This is a genomic window from Moorena sp. SIO4E2, from assembly GCF_010671945.1.
In the GTDB taxonomy this organism is placed as follows: Bacteria; Cyanobacteriota; Cyanobacteriia; order Cyanobacteriales; family Coleofasciculaceae; genus Moorena; species Moorena producens.
The window spans coordinates 26,705-46,724 of record NZ_JAAHIE010000001.1 but is presented as its reverse complement, the minus strand read 5'-3'; the positions used below and the strand labels follow the sequence as shown (position 1 = coordinate 46,724).

The 20,020-nt window shown below is 43.7% G+C and carries 16 protein-coding genes and 1 tRNA gene; 7 read left to right on the top strand and 10 right to left on the bottom strand.

The features are described from left to right. Nucleotides 1-52: 52 nt before the first annotated feature. Nucleotides 53-1,291, bottom strand: a complete 1,239-nt coding sequence (locus F6K37_RS00210; RefSeq protein ID WP_008185745.1) for a DUF445 domain-containing protein — start codon at nucleotides 1,289-1,291, stop codon at nucleotides 53-55. A 478-nt stretch (nucleotides 1,292-1,769) separates the two neighbouring features. On the opposite strand from F6K37_RS00210, the gene F6K37_RS00205 reads away from it, so the two are divergent. Further along, the gene (locus tag F6K37_RS00205) at nucleotides 1,770-2,864 is read left to right on the top strand and encodes a RuBisCO accumulation factor 1 (RefSeq protein ID WP_008185747.1); all 1,095 of its coding nucleotides are present in this window, start codon (nucleotides 1,770-1,772) and stop codon (nucleotides 2,862-2,864) included. Between the two features lie 103 nt (nucleotides 2,865-2,967). On the opposite strand, the gene F6K37_RS00200 is transcribed toward F6K37_RS00205, so the two are convergent. The 9 genes from F6K37_RS00200 to tig all read right to left on the bottom strand — a co-directional run bounded on the left by F6K37_RS00200 (nucleotide 2,968) and on the right by tig (nucleotide 12,372). Continuing rightward, nucleotides 2,968-3,615 carry a class I SAM-dependent methyltransferase gene (locus F6K37_RS00200; protein WP_008185750.1) on the bottom strand — a complete coding sequence of 216 codons (648 nt, stop codon included), beginning with the start codon at nucleotides 3,613-3,615 and terminating at the stop codon, nucleotides 2,968-2,970. Between the two features lie 582 nt (nucleotides 3,616-4,197). After that, nucleotides 4,198-4,281: transfer RNA gene (locus tag F6K37_RS00195), tRNA-Leu, on the bottom strand. Further along, on the bottom strand, nucleotides 4,260-5,129 hold the full coding sequence (locus tag F6K37_RS00190; protein WP_071986898.1) for a M48 family metallopeptidase: 870 nt from the start codon (nucleotides 5,127-5,129) through the stop codon (nucleotides 4,260-4,262). Before F6K37_RS00190 ends, F6K37_RS00195 begins: the two co-directional genes overlap by 22 nt. 212 nt (nucleotides 5,130-5,341) lie before the next feature. Beyond that, complete coding sequence (locus F6K37_RS00185; protein WP_044493591.1) at nucleotides 5,342-5,698, bottom strand: HesB/IscA family protein; 357 nt, start codon at nucleotides 5,696-5,698, stop codon at nucleotides 5,342-5,344. 253 nt (nucleotides 5,699-5,951) lie between these two features. Next, on the bottom strand, nucleotides 5,952-7,064 hold the full coding sequence (locus tag F6K37_RS00180; protein ID WP_008185754.1) for a tetratricopeptide repeat protein: 1,113 nt from the start codon (nucleotides 7,062-7,064) through the stop codon (nucleotides 5,952-5,954). A gap of 530 nt (nucleotides 7,065-7,594) precedes the next feature. Beyond that, nucleotides 7,595-8,434 carry an alpha/beta fold hydrolase gene (locus F6K37_RS00175; RefSeq protein WP_044493593.1) on the bottom strand — a complete coding sequence of 280 codons (840 nt, stop codon included), beginning with the start codon at nucleotides 8,432-8,434 and terminating at the stop codon, nucleotides 7,595-7,597. Between the two features lie 134 nt (nucleotides 8,435-8,568). Beyond that, entirely contained in the window at nucleotides 8,569-9,915 is a 1,347-nt protein-coding gene (clpX, locus tag F6K37_RS00170) for an ATP-dependent protease ATP-binding subunit ClpX (RefSeq protein ID WP_008185758.1), read from the bottom strand. Between the two features lie 13 nt (nucleotides 9,916-9,928). Continuing rightward, nucleotides 9,929-10,621 carry an ATP-dependent Clp endopeptidase proteolytic subunit ClpP gene (gene clpP, locus F6K37_RS00165; protein WP_008185759.1) on the bottom strand — a complete coding sequence of 231 codons (693 nt, stop codon included), beginning with the start codon at nucleotides 10,619-10,621 and terminating at the stop codon, nucleotides 9,929-9,931. A gap of 314 nt (nucleotides 10,622-10,935) precedes the next feature. Continuing rightward, nucleotides 10,936-12,372 carry a trigger factor gene (gene tig, locus F6K37_RS00160; protein ID WP_008185761.1) on the bottom strand — a complete coding sequence of 479 codons (1,437 nt, stop codon included), beginning with the start codon at nucleotides 12,370-12,372 and terminating at the stop codon, nucleotides 10,936-10,938. Nucleotides 12,373-13,288: 916 nt separating this feature from the next. On the opposite strand from tig, the gene F6K37_RS00155 reads away from it, so the two are divergent. The 6 genes from F6K37_RS00155 to F6K37_RS00130 all read left to right on the top strand — a co-directional run bounded on the left by F6K37_RS00155 (nucleotide 13,289) and on the right by F6K37_RS00130 (nucleotide 19,989). Then, the gene (locus F6K37_RS00155) at nucleotides 13,289-14,326 is read left to right on the top strand and encodes an aspartate-semialdehyde dehydrogenase (RefSeq protein ID WP_044493596.1); all 1,038 of its coding nucleotides are present in this window, start codon (nucleotides 13,289-13,291) and stop codon (nucleotides 14,324-14,326) included. A 143-nt stretch (nucleotides 14,327-14,469) separates the two neighbouring features. Further along, complete coding sequence (gene dapA / locus F6K37_RS00150; protein ID WP_044493598.1) at nucleotides 14,470-15,354, top strand: 4-hydroxy-tetrahydrodipicolinate synthase; 885 nt, start codon at nucleotides 14,470-14,472, stop codon at nucleotides 15,352-15,354. Between the two features lie 350 nt (nucleotides 15,355-15,704). Continuing rightward, nucleotides 15,705-17,465, top strand: a complete 1,761-nt coding sequence (locus F6K37_RS00145) for a ribonuclease J (protein ID WP_008185769.1) — start codon at nucleotides 15,705-15,707, stop codon at nucleotides 17,463-17,465. Between the two features lie 905 nt (nucleotides 17,466-18,370). Beyond that, nucleotides 18,371-18,748, top strand: coding sequence for a Mo-dependent nitrogenase C-terminal domain-containing protein (locus tag F6K37_RS00140; RefSeq protein WP_008185771.1), 378 nt, complete (start codon nucleotides 18,371-18,373; stop codon nucleotides 18,746-18,748). A 60-nt stretch (nucleotides 18,749-18,808) separates the two neighbouring features. Continuing rightward, nucleotides 18,809-19,579, top strand: coding sequence for a hypothetical protein (locus F6K37_RS00135; protein ID WP_287247398.1), 771 nt, complete (start codon nucleotides 18,809-18,811; stop codon nucleotides 19,577-19,579). A gap of 158 nt (nucleotides 19,580-19,737) precedes the next feature. Beyond that, nucleotides 19,738-19,989 carry a hypothetical protein gene (locus F6K37_RS00130; RefSeq protein WP_008185775.1) on the top strand — a complete coding sequence of 84 codons (252 nt, stop codon included), beginning with the start codon at nucleotides 19,738-19,740 and terminating at the stop codon, nucleotides 19,987-19,989. The last annotated feature ends 31 nt before the right edge of the window (nucleotides 19,990-20,020 follow it).

Sequence of the window (20,020 nt, the reverse complement as noted above, 5' to 3'; positions counted from 1 at the left end):
GTAGAATCAGCCTCAGGATAAATCCTAGAGAGCATCCTGATTAAATTCCTGATTAAATTCCTCCTGTCAACAGCAGCAACACTGTTTGAAATAGTCCCACCATCACTCCTAAAATACCCCCTAAATTCACAATAGCTTGTAATTCACTTTTCACTAAAGTCTGAATCGTGATTTCCATATCTTTTGGAGAAGTAGCGTTTACCCGTTCAACAATCACCTCATCAATAGATAAAATCGGAATCACTTCAGTCATAATTTTTTCCAAATCCTCCTCCAGGTAGCGCTCTATAACCAAAGCGAGTTCCTTGCTAATCATTGTCAACGATGTAGTCATAATTGCTGAATCTCGGAGCCGATTAACAATTAAGGCAGACACTTTTTCCCAGTCAATAGATTGATTTAATCCTTGTATAAATTCAGCACCCCCCTCTTGAATATAAGCACGCACCGAATCCCGCATAGTTTTCCGTAGTTGTCTCACTGTTGACAAAGGCAGATTTTGCAATGAAACATTTTGCAACCATTCCCGCAAGCGATCGCGAGTTCCTAGAGCCACAATTAACTCTTCGATGCGAGCATTAGTCGCTTCTTTTTCGTCAAGGCAAAAGCTTCGCAGGCGGATCAAAGCATTGCGTATACCAAATAAATTTGCCACTACCCAGTATGTCCCACTGGACTTTTCCCGAAAGTCTTCATCAATGATTTGAATGTTGCGGTCAGTTAGGAAATCAATAACTGCCTGTCGCAAAATATCTGGGGGTAGTACTACTTTTAATATCCACTCAGAAAGCTTCCGAGCTTGTTCTTGATCCAGTCGAAACTCCAATAAAATCTGGTCAAAAACATGGTTAAGTTGGGCTTCTAGGAAATCCTTACGACGGGCTAAGACTTTTAGCATACGTGGCAACGATTCCCCGATCAAGTCTCGGAGAATCCCAGCAAGAATATGAGCTGTTTTCTGTTGCTTATCCGACCGGACTTGATCTAGCGCTAGGTTTAATAGCCACAAGATCGCTCCTTCCACACGTTCAGTATGGAGCAGACGCTTTGCCAAACGCTGTAACTCTGTTGGCGTCAGCAGAGAACCCATAATAGTGTCAGCAACTCGCCTAGCCAGCCGTTCCTGGTTGCGAGGAATTAAACCTGGTGTAAAAGGTAGCTGACGCTTACCGATGTAAATTGGTCTGTAGGGACGGAACAACATTTTGATGGCTAAATCATTGGTGAAATAGCCAATAATTCCCCCAGCTATGGGAGGAACAAACAACAATAATAGGTTAAACAGATCCAAAACAAAAATCGAGTTGTGTAGAACTTAAAAAGCAGGTAATAGGTAAGTTTAAAGTATGATATAAAAAGTCATAAGTTTACACTAGTTATAGCATTTATTAAATAGGTGAGGTACCACGCTCTGGGGGGTTTAGGGAGTAGATAGTAGGGAGTAGGTAATAGGGAATAGAGAACTTCCGTTAAGGGAATAGGGAAAAAATCCTGTGTACCTCATTACTAGTAGAAACGCTATATATGGCTGCGGTTCCTTAACAATTATTAGGTTTGAGGATTAATTTAAAGATGCACCATCCCTCACCTTTATCATTATTGCTGCCTTTACACTTGCTATCTTCATCTTTTATACTTCAAGAATTTATTTAATGCCCAATCTCTATTGTAGGCTTTTTCGAAAAGTGACATCCTGCTACACTAAACCCGAACGGGATATAATACACATTGCCGTTGATGGCACTGTTCGTTTTCTTTTTCTTTAAACCATGACTGAAGTACCACCAGGCTCTCCTGAAAGTCACCCTCAAACCAATTCAGAACAGATAAATGCTGAAGATTTATTAACCTTACTGCGGCGCAAAGAACGCAACTGGGTGGAGTGGGGTCAAGCCTGTCAGCAGCTACAAAAAGCTGGCTACAGTTCTCAGGTAATTTTTGAAGAAACTGGGTTTGAGCCAATTCAACAGAATCAAGTGATGGTGGCATCTCAGGTTTACACAAGTTTGATTACAGTCGGGGTGTCCGATGAAGTGCGATCGCGTTTTGAGAGTACTGGTAGCGATTCCCTGTACGAGTTGCGGATTCTCACCCAAGAGGAACGAGCTGCTGCTGCTGAATTTCTCGTTGCTAGGAACTTGAACTCCGAAGGAGCCCATGAAGTTGCCAAAGCACTCAAGACCTTTTCCCGCAGAAGCCGTCCACCGGAGGGATTCACCAATCATCCTGGTGATGCTGTTGCCTATCAGTATTGGAAACTTGCCAAACAACACAATGATTTGCAAGAACGTTCTCGTTTGATTGCCCGAGGCTTGATGTTTGCTCATACTCAACAAGCCCGACAACAAATCGAAGAATTACTCACAGGAGCATTTGGTAGCACTCAGCGTCCAGCCCCCAGATTACCCATATACCGCCTTGAAGCTGAAGAAGATTTGCCCCGTTTGCTTCCGGTAGTGGGTGCCTTACCCCTGACAATAGCTGATCTCAACCAGGTTCCTAGAACTGACTATAAGGGCACTTTTAGTATAGTTAAGGGGCTTCGAGAGCAGATGTTCGCCGCAGTACCGGGCTGGCAGGTAGTTTTGAAGGCACAAGATCCAGTGGTGATTTTGTGTAACAGTAATCAGCTGCCTATTCAACAGAATAACAAACCTGAAGAGATTTTGCTTATTATTGACCGCTCACAGCAGCAGTGGGATGGGGACAGCTACTTTTTGGTTGAAGAATCAGGACAGTTAGAGATTAAGTGGTTTCCAGATTCTCCTGATATTAGTTTTTTGGGACGCCTCATCCTAGTATTACGACCGAAAAAAATTCTGGATGAAGCATTAAGTCAAGATGTCTGGCAAATTGATGAGTAATTAGTCATTAGTTATTAAGTTAGTTAATTTCTGTTTTGTTGACTCTTGACTCTTGGCTGTTGACTCTTAAAAATTACCCTCAACAAAACCCTTTTCATCAGGCTCAAGTAGTTCGATTAGCCAGTACTGCATAGAATGGATCGCCTAAAGTGATCCCAAGCTGTAGCAGAAAAGTAGGAAGCGGGGATGGTCGAGCAACAACCTCAGGCGAACTAAATCCAGGAATAGACTGGTAATAGGTTTTCACTAACTCCACTCGACTTGTCTCGGTCCCATCTCGCCAGGACTGAATCGCCTTTTGAAAAAACATTCGGTTAGAAAAGCTAATAATTGCCATTCCCCCTGGTTTTAAGACACGATGAATCTCAGCAAAAACTTTTTCAGGGTACTGAAGATACTGAACTGAAACAGCAATCAGCACAGCATCAAAGTCTTGGTCAGGCAATGGCAATTGCTGGTTTTGATTCAAGTCTTGGATAAAGTAGTGATTAAGTCTAGGATTTTTGACCAATTCTTCCAGATTCATGCCATGCCCCTCAACATGAGCAAACTCCATGTCTTCTGGTAAGTGAGAAACCCAACTGCTCATGAGATCCAGGATTCGCGTGTTGGGTTGTAGTCGTTCCCGGTAGAGGTTTACCAGCTGATCGATAAAGCCCTCATCGACATGAGTCACAAACCGTGGAAATGAATAGAACAGAACATCATCGCTCTCATCCAATTTACTGCGTTGAAGGCGCTGGTAGATCATTTTATGATATGGTACGTATCTTGCTCACGAATATTATAAAGATTTATGAAGTTTATGGTAAGTATTTCTGAGTTTGGGTTATTGCAAGGAATATTTTGAGGCGGTTAGACAGGATTCTACAACAAAAATAGGGAAGAGCATTAATATCTCTTCCCCATTGTTGATTTTTGTATTGATTTTGGTTGTCTTGGTTTCGGTTTTGGAGTGCTTTCCGACTTTCCTTAAGCTTCCGGCGCAGCATCTGAGTCTGTTTTTTCAGTTGTTTGCGCCGTGCAGAGCCGATACTTTTTAGCTACCAGAATCTACCAAAGGTAAACTCTAGCTCGCCAATGCAAGCTGATTTCTCAGCCAGGGGGTATCTCCCAAAGCCCTCAGGAATATCCCGCGAGCGCCATAAAAATTTCAACAAATTTGGTTCCACCGGGAACTAAGCGCAACTATTAAACCCTTGGTTTTCGGCTTTAATTTAAGTTACATAATAATCCCTGTCGGTGTTACCCTAATTTAAGTCTAACAAATAATAAGAGTTTTTGCTAGACTCTGCGACATTTTCTCTAGCTGTTTACTAACCCTTAGTTACAGTGGGCGGGGAGAGACTCGAACTCTCATGACCATAAGGCCGCCACATTTTGAGTGTGGTGCGTCTACCAATTTCGCCACCCGCCCGTTTGGGCATCTCCTTTATTATAACTAATTAATCGCTGATTTAACAAGGACTGATAAGATTGAGAACTTGCCCAACGGTCAATTTCTCGCGCCCGTAGTACAGGTAAGGGATGGCTCAGTTGAGAGATCTGCAATTGTTGGAGTACTTGACCCAGCTCAGTATCACCAGCGCTATCGTAAGCTCTAGCTTGAGTAATAAACGCATCTAGGTTAAGTTGTGGTGCCAGAGTTGGCGAACCACCAGCCAGTTTCATCAATACAGACATGACCACTCTCGGATTTTGAGTAGCCAGTAAAGCAGCGCGATCGCAACTAAATTCCGCACATCTTAGCCACTCTAACATCTTCTCCTGTATGCTTTGAGCAATGAGCATCCCCCAATTGGGAATTAAACTAGCCGCTAATACCATGATATTGAGCGGTGTCAGGTACACCCCATGTTCACATTTGAGATGACCCAGTTCATGGGCAATAACCGCCTGAATTTCCTCTGGTGTCAGGAGATCAATTAAAGAGGTGTGCAAGACAATGAAAGGCTGTTTACCCCGCATAGCGAAGGTATAGGCATTGGGAGCGGGATTTTGCTGCACATAAAGCTGAGGCGGCTCTAAATCTAAAGTTGTGCAGGCATCTTCGAGTAGTTTATGAAGATGGGGCAGTTGATTTTCTCCCACCAAGACACTAGCAGCAATATTGTTCAGGTAAAAAAACTGTTCCGCCACAGGACCTAGTAAATTTCGCACCACCAAGTCTATCCCTGGCAACTGTTTCAGGGCTGTGGTTGCTTCCAAATCTAGGGGATGACGAAAATGATCTGCCTTCAGACCAAATAGTGATGTTTTAGTCATTAGCTGTTAGTCGTTAGTCATTAGTAATTACTTATTAGTCTAGGACTTCCCCAAAATCTATGGCTCAAGCCTAATCTATTGTAGGGGTACAAGCCTTGCACCCTAACTAGTTATAGCGCTACCTCTATATAGCTAATTCTATAGCGTCACTGCCTAAGTCTTCTAGTCCTTGGTTGTAGTCTTGAATTGACAGACTTTAAACTAACAATGCCCTAAACGCTAAACGACTTACCACAGCCACAGCTTTGATTGGCATTGGGGTTGGTGAATTGGAATCCACCACCAATCATAGCATCGCTGTAATCCAGTACCAGACCGTAGAGATAAAGCAGACTTTTTGGATCACAGATTATTTTGAAGCCATCGTAGTCAAAGATTTCATCATTCTCCCGAATGTTACTAGGTTCTTCAAAATCCATCATGTAAGACAGTCCTGAACAGCCTCCCTGGCGAACACCAACTCGCAGGTAAAGGTCTTTTCCTTGACTTTGTTGCAGGGCTAAAACGTGCTTTAGAGCTTTGTCTGTCAGTTGAATACCTTTTTGCTGTGACTCAGTTACTTGTGCCATTGCTTACTTTTGACTCCTAATTTTGCTTGGTCTTAAGTTGTTGTGGATTTTCAAGAAAGATAATTATCAGGCTCTAACCCAAGATTTAGCTTAGAGTGTCTCATCAAACTAGATGCTTCACAGCTTATAGCTGAATCAGCTCTGCCAGTTCACAGTTTTGTTGTTTATCGATAATTCTCTAATTTGCGTGAAATGGGAATTATCGGGGGTTTAGATTTTAATTGTAACGAGTCTTTAGGCTACCATGCATTAATCATTCTACGTTATGGTTTAACCTTCCACCGTGACTAAGATACTGGCTAATCTCTTCTTCACTAACTCGGTAACCACAGTTAATAATCATCTTCTGTACTTGTTGGCTGCACTGCACCCCTTGCTCAGATATACCCAGACAGTTATAAACTGTCCTGAGTTGAGAGAATTCAGCCTTTTCATGGAACAAGCTCTCCCCCTCCCCAGGATGGGCGATTTCTTGCCAAAGTCTTAAGGCTTGTAAGTGATAGGCTAAGGCATGGGGGTAATTTCCCAAGTGGTAGTGAACCGCTCCGATATAATCCAAGCTTCTGGTGTTACGATGAAGTGATTTACTCAGTTCCTGACCAATCTCCAAAGCTTGATGATAGAAATCCAATGCCCGTAGTTCCTCACCTAGTCGGAAGTAAACTGTGCCAATCCTCTCAAGAGTAGTTAACTTCCGACTAGAGTAACCAGAGGATGTTTTTTTTTCGTGAATGCTTAGGGCTTGCTCCAAGACAGCTAGAGCTTGACGGTATCTTCCAAGCTGGGTATAAGCTTCCCCTATATTTTCCAGTGCTCTGCCTTCGCCCTCAACTGAATTGCCTAAGTTTTGAAAAATCTTCATGGCTTGGCGAAAGCATCTCAGAGCCAGCACTGGTTGATGCCAGCTATTGTGAATTTCCCCTAGGTGATTAAGGATTTTAGCAATTTCTGAATGATCTTGAGTTTTTTGGAAAATCCTCAATGCTTTTAGATAAACCTTAAATGCCTTATCATCCTGGTTAGTCTGGCAATAAGCCATTCCGAGATGATGAAGAATGACGCCTAAACTCTTGGGCGAACCAATATCATTGGCCATTTGTAAACTTTGCTTGAGACACTTGATTCCCCAGGCATACTCTCCCAAACGGCAATGAACTAACCCAATGCGTTTGAGAGTATCCACTTGACCAGCCAAATCTTCCTTAGTTTGACAAATTGCTAAGGTGTTTTGCAGTGTTTTGAGTATATTTTGTAACTGACTTTGGCGATACTTACGAGGTTGAGGCTGGACAGGGTCATCTCCTGCACTCTTGTTTTGGTGTTGCTCGACTTCCGTTTCAACTAGATTCTGAACCAGATGTGCCATAGTAATATTGCTCCCTGATGTAGATGGGGGGGATGATGGAGCCAAAGAAACTTGAGTAGCCCATCTCCCTTGCTCATTTTCAGCAGTTATGTCTCTGTTTTACCTCGGTTACCAGAGATAAGATTACTCACAACTTGCTGTATATTCCTAAATATATTTTTCAGTAAGTTAAGGAAATTATTGAGCTATTTATAAAAATTAACATCAGTAGCCTGTGCACACTAATCTGGAAAGACCTAGTTGCCGTCATACATACTACCTTCTTTCCCAATGTCCCCCTCAACAAGTTGCCGAGGATGCGCTTCTTGAAGCGAACTCACTCTCAAAATCTGTCCGGAGAAGCGTCATACCTACTCGAATAAGGAAGTAGTAGATGCACCCTGATCACCGCCCCCAGCTTTTACAGCTTGGGGGTTTCCTGATTTTTTAAGCTATTCCTCTGGTGTTCAGTTTTATGAGCAATAACCACTTATTTCCCCCGAAGAGTAGTAATTTCTTTAAGCCTCAGCTAACACAAATAAACTCAAGCCTCAGCTAACACAAATAAACTCCCGCACCTGCTCTAGATAAATCCCTGGAGCCTCCAACATCGGAAAGTGAGCTGTATCAGGAATTTCAACATACTTGACTTTTTGACTTAATTGTGATGCTCTACGTCCTAGTGCTGAAGGAATAATTTTGTCGTATTCACCAGAAACTAGCAGGGTTGGCACCTTTAACTGAGCAAACTTATTAGGCATTACCTCCGCCGCATACTTACTAACCGCAGTCAGCATTGTTCCCAAAGCTGCCTCATGATCTGCCATTAGGTAATCTGCCAAAAAATCCCGGCTCACTGCCCTAGGTAGGGGATGGTGCAAAAATCGCATCATGAACAGTGTACTGGCCAAGGGAATATTTAACAACCAACCGGGGCGGAACTTTACTACTAACTCACCAACTTTGTGAAAAGCGGTGAAGGATTTCTCGTCATAATCAAAAACACCGCTATTATTCAAAATTGCCTGCTCAACCCGCTCAGGATAACGATTGAGAAACATGGTAGCAGCAGATGCGCCTAGGGAGTGGGCATTGATATAGATACGACTAACTCCCAGGGTATCTAACAACACCGCTAAATCTTCAGCATAGTCCTCCATCTCATAGGTCAAGTTTGTCCCCTGTTGGGGTAATTTTGACCTACCAAACCCCTTTAGGTCATATAGGAGGCAGTCAAAGGTATTGGATAGAGCTTTAGCGGTACTTTCCCAGTAGCGAGACGAACCACACCAGCCATGGATAAATACCATCACAGGTTTATTTCCACAAGCTGTTGACTTCTTTACCCATTCATAGTAGTGTTCTACACCCCGAATTTGAATGTAAGGCATTTTTCGACCTTTGTCCTTTGTTAATTGAAAATCAACAATCAAAAATTAATAATCAACAATTAACAATCAACAATTAACAAGCAATAAATTTTATTTTGACCAATGACAAATGAAAAATTACTACTATGCTACTACTATGCTGATTCTGGCTTTGGCAATGAAGAAGGATGAACCAATAGTTCAGCAGTGGAGCGCTTCTCTACCATTTCCCTAGTGATTGTACAGCGAGTGACATCCTTACGAGAAGGCAACTCGTACATCACTTCCAGCATCAATTCTTCCACAATGCCCCTTAACGCCCTAGCACCAGTTTTACGACGGTAAGCTTCCTGGGCCAGCGCTCGAATTGCATCTGGCATAAACTCCAAGTTAACATTGTCCATCTTCAACAGCTTCATATACTGTTTGACCAGTGCATTCTTGGGTTCTGTCAAAATTGCCATCAGGGCTTCCTCATCCAGGGGTTCAATGACCGCTACCATTGGTATGCGACCAATGAACTCAGGAATCATGCCGAATTTCACCAAGTCATCTGGCTGCAAGTGTCGCAGAATATCTGCTGTGCGCTTTTCCTTCGACTGATTCTCTCCAGGCTGAATAAATCCCATGGAACGCTTGCCTAGGCGTTGCTCAACCACCTTATCCAAACCAACAAACGCACCACCGCAAATAAACAGAATATTGCTGGTGTCAATCTGAATGCAGTCTTGATAAGGATGTTTGCGTCCACCTTGAGGCGGGACATTAGCAATTGTTCCTTCTAGCATTTTCAGTAATGCTTGCTGGACTCCTTCCCCAGAAACATCCCTGGTAATGGAGGGATTTTCACTCTTGCGGGCTACCTTATCGATTTCATCGATATAGATAATCCCTCGCTGGGCTTCCTCCACATCCAGATCTGCCACTTGCAATAGTCGCAGTAAGATGTTTTCTACATCTTCGCCAACATAACCAGCTTCTGTCAGGGTTGTGGCATCTGCCACAGCAAAAGGCACATCTAATATTTTGGCTAAGGTTTGGGCGAGTAATGTTTTACCACAACCAGTAGGACCAATTAGAAGAATGTTGGACTTTTGTAGCTCTATGCCATCATCGATTATTCCCTGACCCTGACCCTGAGCTTTAGATTGGAGCAAGCTTAGGCGCTTGTAGTGGTTGTACACAGCAACTGACAGAACTTTTTTGGCTTCCTCCTGACCAATCACATGGTCATCTAGATACCGTTTAATTTCCCTGGGTTTGGGAATCTGATTCATGGAAATGCGGTTGGCACGGGGACGACGTTTCTTGGCAGGTTCTGGTCGAGGAGCAGGCTGGGGAGCAGGCGCACCGGAATCAAGTAACTCCTCATCTAAAATTTCATTACATAAATCAACACACTCATCACAAATATAGACTCCGGGGCCAGCAATTAATTTGCGTACTTGCTCTTGAGACTTACCGCAGAAGGAACATTTTAGATGGGAGTCGTATTTAGACATAAGAAGCCTCTTTCTAGATAGAAGCGACAGCTGCTTCCTGGTTAGGAAGATTCTGCCGGGAGATCACCTGGTCAATTAAACCATAGTCTTTAGCTTCCGCCGCTGACATGAAAAAGTCGCGTTCGGTATCTTCGGCAATTTGCTCCACCGGTTGACCGGTGTGATTAGCCAGTAATTGGTTAAGGGTTTGCTTGTGGTATAGAATTTCCCTAGCTTGGATTTCTATATCCACCGCTTGTCCCTGAGCACCGCCTAGGGGCTGGTGAATCATAATCCGAGAATTGGGCAATGCCATCCGTTTACCAGCAGCTCCCCCTGCTAGGAGAAATGCGCCCATACTAGCAGCTAAGCCATAGCAGATGGTAACCACATCAGGGCGCACTTGCTGCATCGTATCATATATTGCCATCCCTGCAGTTACCGAGCCACCTGGGGAGTTGATATACAATTGGATATCCTTTTCCTCGTCTTCAGCTTCTAGGTATAACAGCTGGGCAACAATTGAGTCAGCTACCACATCATCGACCTGGGTTCCCAAAAAGACAATGCGTTCTCGCAGCAGCCGCGAATAAATGTCAAATGCTCGTTCTCCCATTCCAGACTGCTCTACCACCATTGGTACAACAGTACTACTGGAGGTGATTTGGTATTGGTCTAGAGAACTTAAGCTGGTGATTGAGGAATGAGGGGACACAGATTGCAGCATAGGATACAACTCGTCAAGACCTCTCGATTTATTAATAAAGGTGCTATCTAACAAGGGCACGAATAGGCATAAAGTCAAAGTCTCTATAGAAACTATTATGCCTTAACTGTTTGCTTGTTGGTGCAAGAGTTTACGGTTAGAGAGTTGAGGCTTATCTACAAGCCTAAGCTGTTGAGCTAAGGTGTGTTTATTCTAAGCAATCTAAGCTGAGCCTTGGGTTTCAGCCTCAGAATTATGAAAGTTAAATCCGCAACAGCTTAGCCACTCACTACCACTTCCCCTGGGCAAATCACCAACAAGGCCAACTCTAGGATTTACTCAGAAACTGGTTCAGCTGGTACTTCAATGGTCTGGGAAGCCGCATCGGTTGTTTCTAGTTCGGTTACTGTAACGGCCGTGTCTTCTGCTTCAGTTTCTTCTTCTTCGGTGATGGTTCCTTTGGGAACCAGCTCTATAGTACCGTGATCTTCTAACCATTTAATGGCTTTGAGTTTGAGCAAATCGGACTCGACGAATTCCCTCAGCCGATCCGGATCTACCTCTTGACCAGCCAACTCCTTCATCAATTCTTTACTTTTCGCTTCTATTTCCGACTCTTCAACGGTTAGGGATTCACGTGTAGCTATTTCCTTAAGGGCTAGGGATTGTCGGAGGCTTTGGATGGCATCAGGACGTGATCTTTCTCGCAGCTGTGGTAGATTCTCTTCGGTAAACAGCCTTTTGACATCCATTCCCAACTGTTGCATCTGGATCGCTGTTTGGGTCAAAATTGTTTGGAGTTCCTGGTCAATTAGCGTTTCAGGCAATTCAACTTCAACCTTTTCCAGGAGAGCGTTGATTAAAGCCTCCTCCTTGCTGGCTTGCGTTTCTTGATCAGCTTTTTCCTGAAACTCCTGCTGTAAATATTCCCGTAACTCTGCCAAGGTTTCTTGATCACTAACTTCTTGAGCGAAGTCGTCATCTAACTCTGGCAGCTCTTTTTCCTTGATTTCTTTTAGGGTGATGCTAAAGACCGACGACTTGCCAGCTAAATCTTCTAGGGGGTAATCTTCAGGAAACGTTACTGGTACTTCTTTATTCTGATCAGGATTCATACCAACGATGCCTTGAAGAATGTCCTCTAGGAACTTGCCTTCCCCAAGTTCAATTTCAAAATCCTTAGCCTCACCGTTAGGTATTACTGAGCCTTCATCCTCTTCGCTATCACCAGTAAATCGACCGACATAATCCACCACGACCACATCTCCCATCTGAGCTGGGCGTGATTCCACTGGTACTAGGGTAGCCTGCTCAACACGCCGTTCTTCGAGAAAATTCTCGACGGCATCCGGTTCAACCTTAGTTTCCTCAGCTGTCACACTTAAGCCATTGTATTCCCCTAAATTAACCAATGGTGGCACATCGACCGATGCGGTGAAGGTTAGGGGTTCCCCTGGTTTGAACTGGCTGAGCAAATCTTCTAAGGTAGAGGTTAAATTATAGTTCCCTAGTGCCTCAATTTGGGCTTGCTCAATCGCCTGCTTTAGACTACTGTCTAGCAACTCTTCGATGGCAGCAGCTTTTACCTGTTGGGCACCAAGACGTTGTAGCAAAACCTGACGGGGTACCTTACCTTGGCGAAACCCAGGAATTTTGACGGTGCGGGAAAGGTTCTGTAAAACCTTTTCATAGGCTTGTTTGGTCGTTTCAGCCGGAATTTCAATTTTCAGACCAACCTGGCTAGCGGGAAGTTTTTCCTGAGTTACTTTCATTGACGCTTGGGTGTGAAGAGTTAATTGTTTAATGAGTCGGGACAGTGGATAATCAACCAGGCTGAATCAAAGATTCGACCTGGGGACTCCTATATTACTTTAGGTGTTGCCTGCTTCGACCAACAAAATTCACCAAAAAGATTTACATTGTTTCAGCCAAGGTATTTATCCACATGCACTAGTTGCCCTAGCCGACGCGCCATCAGGGGGTTTGGCAACAAAGTCGCTAGCCACGAATTTCTCAAGGGGTTTGAGTCAAAACGCCGATCTCCAAAGGAGTAGAGGTGAACATTAACCGTTATCGAGTATCGATACAGATGGACAACCTCTACTTCGGATTGAACTAGACGGGAGAATCCAAAGCAATTATGGTATGCTGATCCTAACAACCAGTAAAGCGTGAAGCACATCTACCAGTTCCTTTACGGCAGTAGACAGAACTATCTATAGGTGGTTACTACAGCCTTTAAGCCAGCTCTTAGTCGATCAGAGCTTTTTAAGTGTACCTAACACGCCAGTCGATGACTCTGGCCCGGGCTAAATAGGGCAGTGTGAGCGATTACACTCGCGCTAATTGATAAGTTTATTATTTATGTGGTAATTCCAGGCATTTTATTAAGACGCCAAGGGAAGATAGGGAACAGGGTAAGGCCAAGAATCAATAAGGAGGCATTATTATCAACAATATTGAGACAAAAGTGCAATAGTACTGAGAATCAAGGCTTATTATGGTCATAACCCTTGGGCCATATCACATTTTGGATCAATTTTTATTTCGCTTACCCTGCTATAGCGAACCGTTATCAGAGGTTAAATACCTAGTAAGGGAAAAAAAATTTAGATACTCTTAAAGAATGCACTGATGAAATTATCAAAATATTTACTATGTTGAATTGAATGAGTGGAGGAAAGTCATTTGTCTAGTCAAGTTCGCGTTGCCATCTTAGGCGCAACGGGTGCCGTAGGTGAAGAACTACGGTTACTCTTGCAAAGCCGAAACTTCCCACTGGCTGACCTTAAGCTGTTAGCCTCACCCCGCTCTGCTGGTCGTGTCATCCCCTTTCAGGGAGAAAAGTTACCAGTGGAAGCGGTGGGAGAGCACTCTTTTGATAAGGTAGATTTGGTCTTAGCATCAGCTGGGGGGGCAACGTCGAAAGCTTGGGCGGCTATTGCTGTAAAAAGTGGTGCAGTGGTCATTGATAACTCCAGTGCCTTTCGGATGGATCCACAAGTGCCTCTAGTGATTCCGGAAATCAATCCAGAGGCAGCAGCAAATCATCAAGGAATTATTGCGAATCCCAATTGCACTACGATTTTAATGGGTATGGCAGTATGGCCATTACATCAGGTACAGCCAGTAAAACGCATAGTGGTAGCTACTTATCAATCCGCTAGTGGTGCTGGAATGAAAGCAATGGAAGAATTAAAATTACAGACTCAGGCAATTTTGGAAGGAGGAACGCCACCAACAGAAAGCTTTCCTTATCCCCTGGCATTTAACTTGTTCCCCCACAACTCCCCTTTAAATGAGCAGGGGTACTGTCAGGAAGAAATGAAGATGGTCAATGAAACCCGCAAAATATTTAATGCTCCACAGTTAAAAATTAGTGCTACCTGTGTACGGGTTCCCGTACTGCGTGCTCACTCAGAAGCAGTTAACTTAGAATTCGACCAACCCATGCCAGTGGCTCAGGCAAGAGAAATATTAGCCACTGCCCCTGGAGTAAAACTAGTAGAAGATTGGCAGGCGAACTACTTCCCTATGCCTATTGATGCGTCCGGTAATGACGAAGTACTAGTGGGTAGGATTCGACAAGACCTTTCTCACCCTTGTGGTCTAGAAATTTGGTTGAGTGGAGACCAGATTCGTAAGGGTGCTGCCTTGAATGCAGTGCAAATTGCTGAGTTATTGGTAGCCAAAAATTGGCTAAAGTCCTTAGTCCCTAGTTCTTAGTCCTTTGTCGGGTTTTGTCAAAAGTCCTTTGTCGCTCGCAAAAAGTATTCTGGCACAGAAGCTACACCAATGACTAATGAATAATGACTAATGAATAATGACCAATGACCAATGACCAATAATTAATGAGGAGTTAGAAAAGGGTGGTCAATTTTGGACGTGTGCTAACGGCGATGATTACGCCGTTTAGGGAAGATAGCAGCGTCAATTATGCTGTGGCAGAGCACTTAGCAGCTCATTTGGTTGACAATGGGACAGATACTTTGGTCGTATGTGGTACGACTGGGGAATCTCCTACCCTTACCTGGGATGAAGAGTACCAGCTATTCCAAGTAGTCCAAAAAGCAGTTGCAGGTAAAGCCAAGGTAATTGTTGGAACGGGTTCAAATTCTACAGAAGAAGCGATCGCTGCTACTGAAAAAGCTGCTAAACTAGGGTTAGATGGATCATTACAAGTTGTACCGTATTACAATAAACCGCCACAGTCAGGACTATACCAACATTTCCAAGCGATCGCAAAATCGAGTCCTGACTTTCCCCTGATGCTCTACAATGTACCGGGTCGCACAGGACAAAATCTCCAACCGGAGACGATTGCTCGTTTAGCCCAAATTCCTAATATCGTAGCTCTCAAAGAGGCTAGTAGCGACTTTGAACAGACTAGTCAAATTAGGCGTTTAACCCCACCAGATTTTGCCATCTATTCTGGCGATGACTCCTTTACCCTAGCCACCCTGGCACTAGGAGGAGCAGGTGTAGTTAGTGTAGCCAGTCATCTGGTTGGCTCCCAAATCCAACAGATGATTCAAGCTTTTGAGGAGGGTAAAACTACCGAGGCTACTCAAATTCACCTCAAGCTTTTTCCCTTATTTAAAGTACTCTTTTGTACTACCAATCCTATCCCGATCAAAACAGCACTAGAACTTCAAGGTTGGCAGGTGGGTAGTTTTCGCTCACCCCTGTGCGAACTACCCTCTGAATTAAAATCCCGTTTAAAGGAGGTTCTAATTGAGCTGGATTTAATTTAAATCAGTACTCATTTTTTGGTAACAATTACCTTTGATCAGATCTATCTTCGCTTTGTAAGGGAGGAAAGATGAATGACTGCTTAGCGAAGACTATGTTAGGGATTGCGAGGGAGATTAGTTAGCTATAAAGGGTTGATTGAATTTTGGCTTCCTTTATCCCTAATTTTTTACTATTTTTTTATTTTATATTATTTTATTTCCTATTATTTTCACGTTTATTTGCTAATAATGATTTTAGCATAAAAAGCTATACATCATTGCTTTATATGTGTAATTTATATCTATATTAAAAAGGTAATTGGTATCACTTTTATCAAATTTTTACTATCAAAAACCCCCCGAGGATTAAAATGACTAAGCAAACATCTAAACCAGCTTTAAAAATTATTCCCCTAGGCGGACTCCATGAAATTGGCAAGAACACTTGTGTTTTTGAATTCAATGACGAAATCCTGCTCTTAGATGCTGGGATTGGCTTTCCTAATGATGAGATGCATGGAATTAATATCGTCCTCCCCGATATGACCTATTTACGGGAAAATCGTCACAAAATCAAGGGCATGATTGTCACTCACGGTCATGAAGACCATATTGGTGGCATTCCCTATCATTTAAAGCAGTTTGATATTCCCGTGATTTATGGACCCCGCTTAGCCATGGCATTACTTCAAGGCAAGCTAGAAGAAGCTGGTGTAGCTGATCACACGGAATTGAAACCTGTAATGCCCCGTGAAACGGTACATATCGGTTCTTCATTCCTTGTAGAATTTATTCGCAACACTCACTCAATTGCTGATAGCTTTACCATTGCCATTCATACGCCAGTGGGTGTGATTATCCATACAGGTGATTTCAAAGTTGACCATACCCCTGTCGATGGAGAATTCTTCGATTTCCAAACACTAGCGGAACATGGGGAAAAAGGGGTCTTGTGCTTGATGAGTGACTCGACTAACGCCGAAGTTCCCGGACATACTCCATCTGAACGTTCGGTTTATCCGAATCTAGAACGGGCCATTGCCCAAGCACCAGGACGAGTCCTAGTGACTACCTTTGCCTCCTCAGTTCACCGGATAAGTATAGTCCTGGATATCGCCCAAAAACAAAACCGGAAGGTGGCAATTGTGGGTCGTTCCATGCTGAATGTGATTGCCCACGCTCGTAGCCTGGGTTACATTAAATGCCCAGATAACTTGTTTGAGCCGTTAAAAGCAATTAAAAATATAGCGCCAGAAAAAATCCTGATTCTGACAACGGGTTCTCAAGGGGAACCGCTAGCCGCAATGACTCGGATTTCTAAAGGGGAACACCGGGAAATTCAAATCCAAGCAGGGGACACAGTTGTCTTCTCTGCCAACCCCATTCCTGGTAATACGATTGCGGTGGTGAATACCATTGATCGGTTAATGAAGCTGGGAGCCAATGTAGTGTATGGTCGTAAGCATGGCATTCATGTTTCTGGTCACGGTGCTCAGGAAGACCATAAACTGATGTTGGCTCTAACACGACCAAAATTCTTTATGCCGGTGCATGGTGAACATCGGATGCTAGTTAAACATGCCTTGATGGCTCATAGTATGGGTATCCCTGTGGAAAATACTGTGATTACCGACAATGGGGATGTAGTGGAGTTATCTGAGGACAGCATTAGTATTACAGGTAATGTCCCCTCAGGTATTGAACTGGTAGACCGCACTGGTATTGTTCATGACAATGTTATGAAAGAACGTCAGCAGTTGGCTGGAGATGGAGTAGTGACTGTAGCTGCAGCAATCAGTTGGGATGGCAAACTCCTTGCCAAGCCAGAAATTCATCTGCGGGGTGTGGTCTCACCGTTAGAAACATCCCTCCTGCAACAGTTGGTGATCAAAAGAATTGAACGGACATTAAGCGATCGCTGGTCAGATTTTGATAAATCCTTGACAGGGAAACCGACGGAAATTGATTGGGAAGGCTTGCAAAAGCAAATTCAAGCTGACCTCCAGCGTTTAGCTCGCCGGGAACTCAGAAGTCGTCCGCTGTTGGTGTTCTTGCTGCAAACCCCAGAGGAACCACCAGTTAAGGTCACAGGTACACGACGTCGGCGCTCTACTGCCAAGGTGGCATCATAAGCAGAAGGGTGAAGGTTCGCCCTTGGCGTCCTTTTTGCCTTATTTTCGTTCTTAATTCCCAAAAAGACTGACTTCAACACTCAGGAAACAACTCAATGTTGAAGTCAGTCTTTTTTTTTATGACATTAGAGTCACTGATGAGTTATTCTAATCAGTGTGATGAGTTATTCTAATCAGTGTGATTACTCAATCCCTATTGCCAAATTGCCAAAGTTCCGTAAGACTGACCAAGCTTGGTCATTAAGGATCTTGGCAGCATATCAGTAGATGCAGTTAATTACACAGATCAGCTAGTTTCACAGATAAGCTGGTACACACTAAACTGATCTATTGGAATTGATCACAGCTTGTTGGCAGTTGATGCTTAACCCTTAACAGTCAACTATGCTTTAAGCGCGCTACTGGAAAAGCTGCGCTTGCCAGTTATCAACTCTGATGCCCCTGTAGCGAAGGAGCTGAGGCTGGATTACTAAACCAAAAGCTCAGTTTATGTCCCTCGGAACTATCGCGCACCAATGGCTGCAATTGAGTAGCGTAAATGGGTATTAGCTTACCTGGTTTACACTAACTGCTATCTATAGGATTTTTCCAGGATTTTTCCTGACCTAGCCATGTTTGTGTCGATTGACTATATATATTTAATTCGATTTTAAGATCAGCTGCTGATTTCCAGCGGCGAAGAGACCCTATTCCAATAGTGATAGGGTAAGGACAAAAAAAAGGCGGTATGCCTGTAATAACCACCAATATCGGCTCTCCTCAGGCAGAGGGGGGGGTGTTATCTTGCTCTGGCAAGATATACATAAAAATGATCCTCTGTCAATCCGGTATGAGAAAGATATCTTGTGTAGTTATATTACAGGCGACTGGATTACCGCCTACTAGTAGTATCACAGGTAAAAGACATGAGTGTATCTGATTATACAATAAGTAAGCTAATCATTACAAGCCGGGTTTGGATTAACCCAGGAACAGATTCCTCCAAGGTTACAATTCCTGCCTTACCCGGCAAGACCAGGAAGACTTTTGATCTGCTGGAGTCATTACGGCAGTGGCTGAACCAAATTGAGGTTGATAACCCCAAATTAGCCCACCGTCTCTGCCGACTAATTCCAGCCCAGTGTCCTTTTGAACGGCAGATTAAACTGTTCAATCGCACTCTACTTCGGATTCCACCATTGTGTAAACTCAATCCTGTCTATGATGAAGTGGTAGCCCTGCGCTTCCGAGCACTGTCTTATCTGGCGGATGAATGTGGTGAAGATATCACCTGTTACTGCTAAAATTCCGAAACGAGAATTTTAGCTGCGGGCGTCGGGAAACCGTGCCTATTAGAAAACATCATGGCCATTATTGCCCTAAAAGCCTGGTATCTCCAGAAATACGAACCCATCAAAGAATTGGAGAAACGCCACCATGACCTGCGTTTGAGCAAAAATAGTTTGCTTAAGTCAGGCTTAAGAGCAGATTTTTTGGATGATAGCCAGGATGTGAAAAACTCTGAATGGTTTAAGCGCTACCTAGCAGGGGAAACGGTGGAGTTCTACATAGAAGGTAGTGGGGGCTATGCCATTTCCAATATTGACTTGATTTCTCACGAGATTTACTTCACGAAGCGAGAGGTAATGGCACAACTGTCGCCAATAATCTTTGTGAGTTACCAGACTGAATACAGTGCCTCTAGTGAGGCTTTGCGTAGCACCCTGTCAGATACCCTAGACACCTTTAATCAGCGATCGCGTTTACCCCTAACCCTAGAAGAATCCCGACGCCCAATTGGTCAACCAATGCGCCTGGGGAGTACCCAGATGCGTAAAATCCGCAAAAGTCTGGTATTCATTGCTGATGGCACCCCGGTGGCTGGTCTAGCAACGGAAAACAAACCGTTACTGATCCCTAGTCCCTATGTTTGTGTGGAAATCGGCTATGCTTTAACGGCTAAGCCGACGGAACAGATTTTGCTGGTGAAAATGGAGCGACCAGATTTACCAGGACAGTTTCCTTTTGATCTGCCTAGCTACCAGCAGCTGATTTGGCAAAATCCACAGGAACTGCGCCAAATGTTGCCAACGGTGATGGAAAATTTGCTGAAACGGTTTAATTTATCAATCTAAGTAATCTGTAAATCTCAAGCAAGACTGGTGGATAAAGGACAAAGGAGGTGTAAGGGGATTTGGTGTATTGGGAATCCCTTTGAACTTGGAGCAATGACTTTTTGCCTTCCCCTTCAAGGTCGCTGATAATAGTTGGGATGGATTAAGGAGAATTTTCGATGCCAAGAACCCCAGACGAGTACGCTGTTCACATTCTTTTGTCAAGTGGTCACCGGGAAGAAGTACGGTTTGCCACAATTAAAGAGTTTCAAAAGTGGTATAGTGGCGAACTTATCCCAAAATCTAACTCTGAAGACTTCATTAGCGTACCCATTAAAAATGTTCAAGGGGAGTACATGGTAGTACGTCCTGCTCGGATCGCTGCTATCCGGGTGGAACCTATTTTCTCTGGTAGCGTCGAACGTTTTTAATGCAGCTTGACTGCTTTGACTCGGCAATAGC

Coding starts and splice junctions, on each gene's coding strand:
- F6K37_RS00205 (WP_008185747.1), top strand. CDS start 1,770: ATGACTGAAGTACCACCAGGCTCTCCTGAAAGTCACCCTCAAACCAAT.
- F6K37_RS00200 (WP_008185750.1), bottom strand. CDS start 3,615: ATGATCTACCAGCGCCTTCAACGCAGTAAATTGGATGAGAGCGATGAT.
- F6K37_RS00190 (WP_071986898.1), bottom strand. CDS start 5,129: ATGACTAAAACATCACTATTTGGTCTGAAGGCAGATCATTTTCGTCAT.
- F6K37_RS00185 (WP_044493591.1), bottom strand. CDS start 5,698: ATGGCACAAGTAACTGAGTCACAGCAAAAAGGTATTCAACTGACAGAC.
- F6K37_RS00180 (WP_008185754.1), bottom strand. CDS start 7,064: ATGGCACATCTGGTTCAGAATCTAGTTGAAACGGAAGTCGAGCAACAC.
- F6K37_RS00175 (WP_044493593.1), bottom strand. CDS start 8,434: ATGCCTTACATTCAAATTCGGGGTGTAGAACACTACTATGAATGGGTA.
- clpX (WP_008185758.1), bottom strand. CDS start 9,915: ATGTCTAAATACGACTCCCATCTAAAATGTTCCTTCTGCGGTAAGTCT.
- clpP (WP_008185759.1), bottom strand. CDS start 10,621: ATGCTGCAATCTGTGTCCCCTCATTCCTCAATCACCAGCTTAAGTTCT.
- tig (WP_008185761.1), bottom strand. CDS start 12,372: ATGAAAGTAACTCAGGAAAAACTTCCCGCTAGCCAGGTTGGTCTGAAA.
- F6K37_RS00145 (WP_008185769.1), top strand. CDS start 15,705: ATGACTAAGCAAACATCTAAACCAGCTTTAAAAATTATTCCCCTAGGC.
- F6K37_RS00140 (WP_008185771.1), top strand. CDS start 18,371: ATGAGTGTATCTGATTATACAATAAGTAAGCTAATCATTACAAGCCGG.
- F6K37_RS00135 (WP_287247398.1), top strand. CDS start 18,809: ATGGCCATTATTGCCCTAAAAGCCTGGTATCTCCAGAAATACGAACCC.
- F6K37_RS00130 (WP_008185775.1), top strand. CDS start 19,738: ATGCCAAGAACCCCAGACGAGTACGCTGTTCACATTCTTTTGTCAAGT.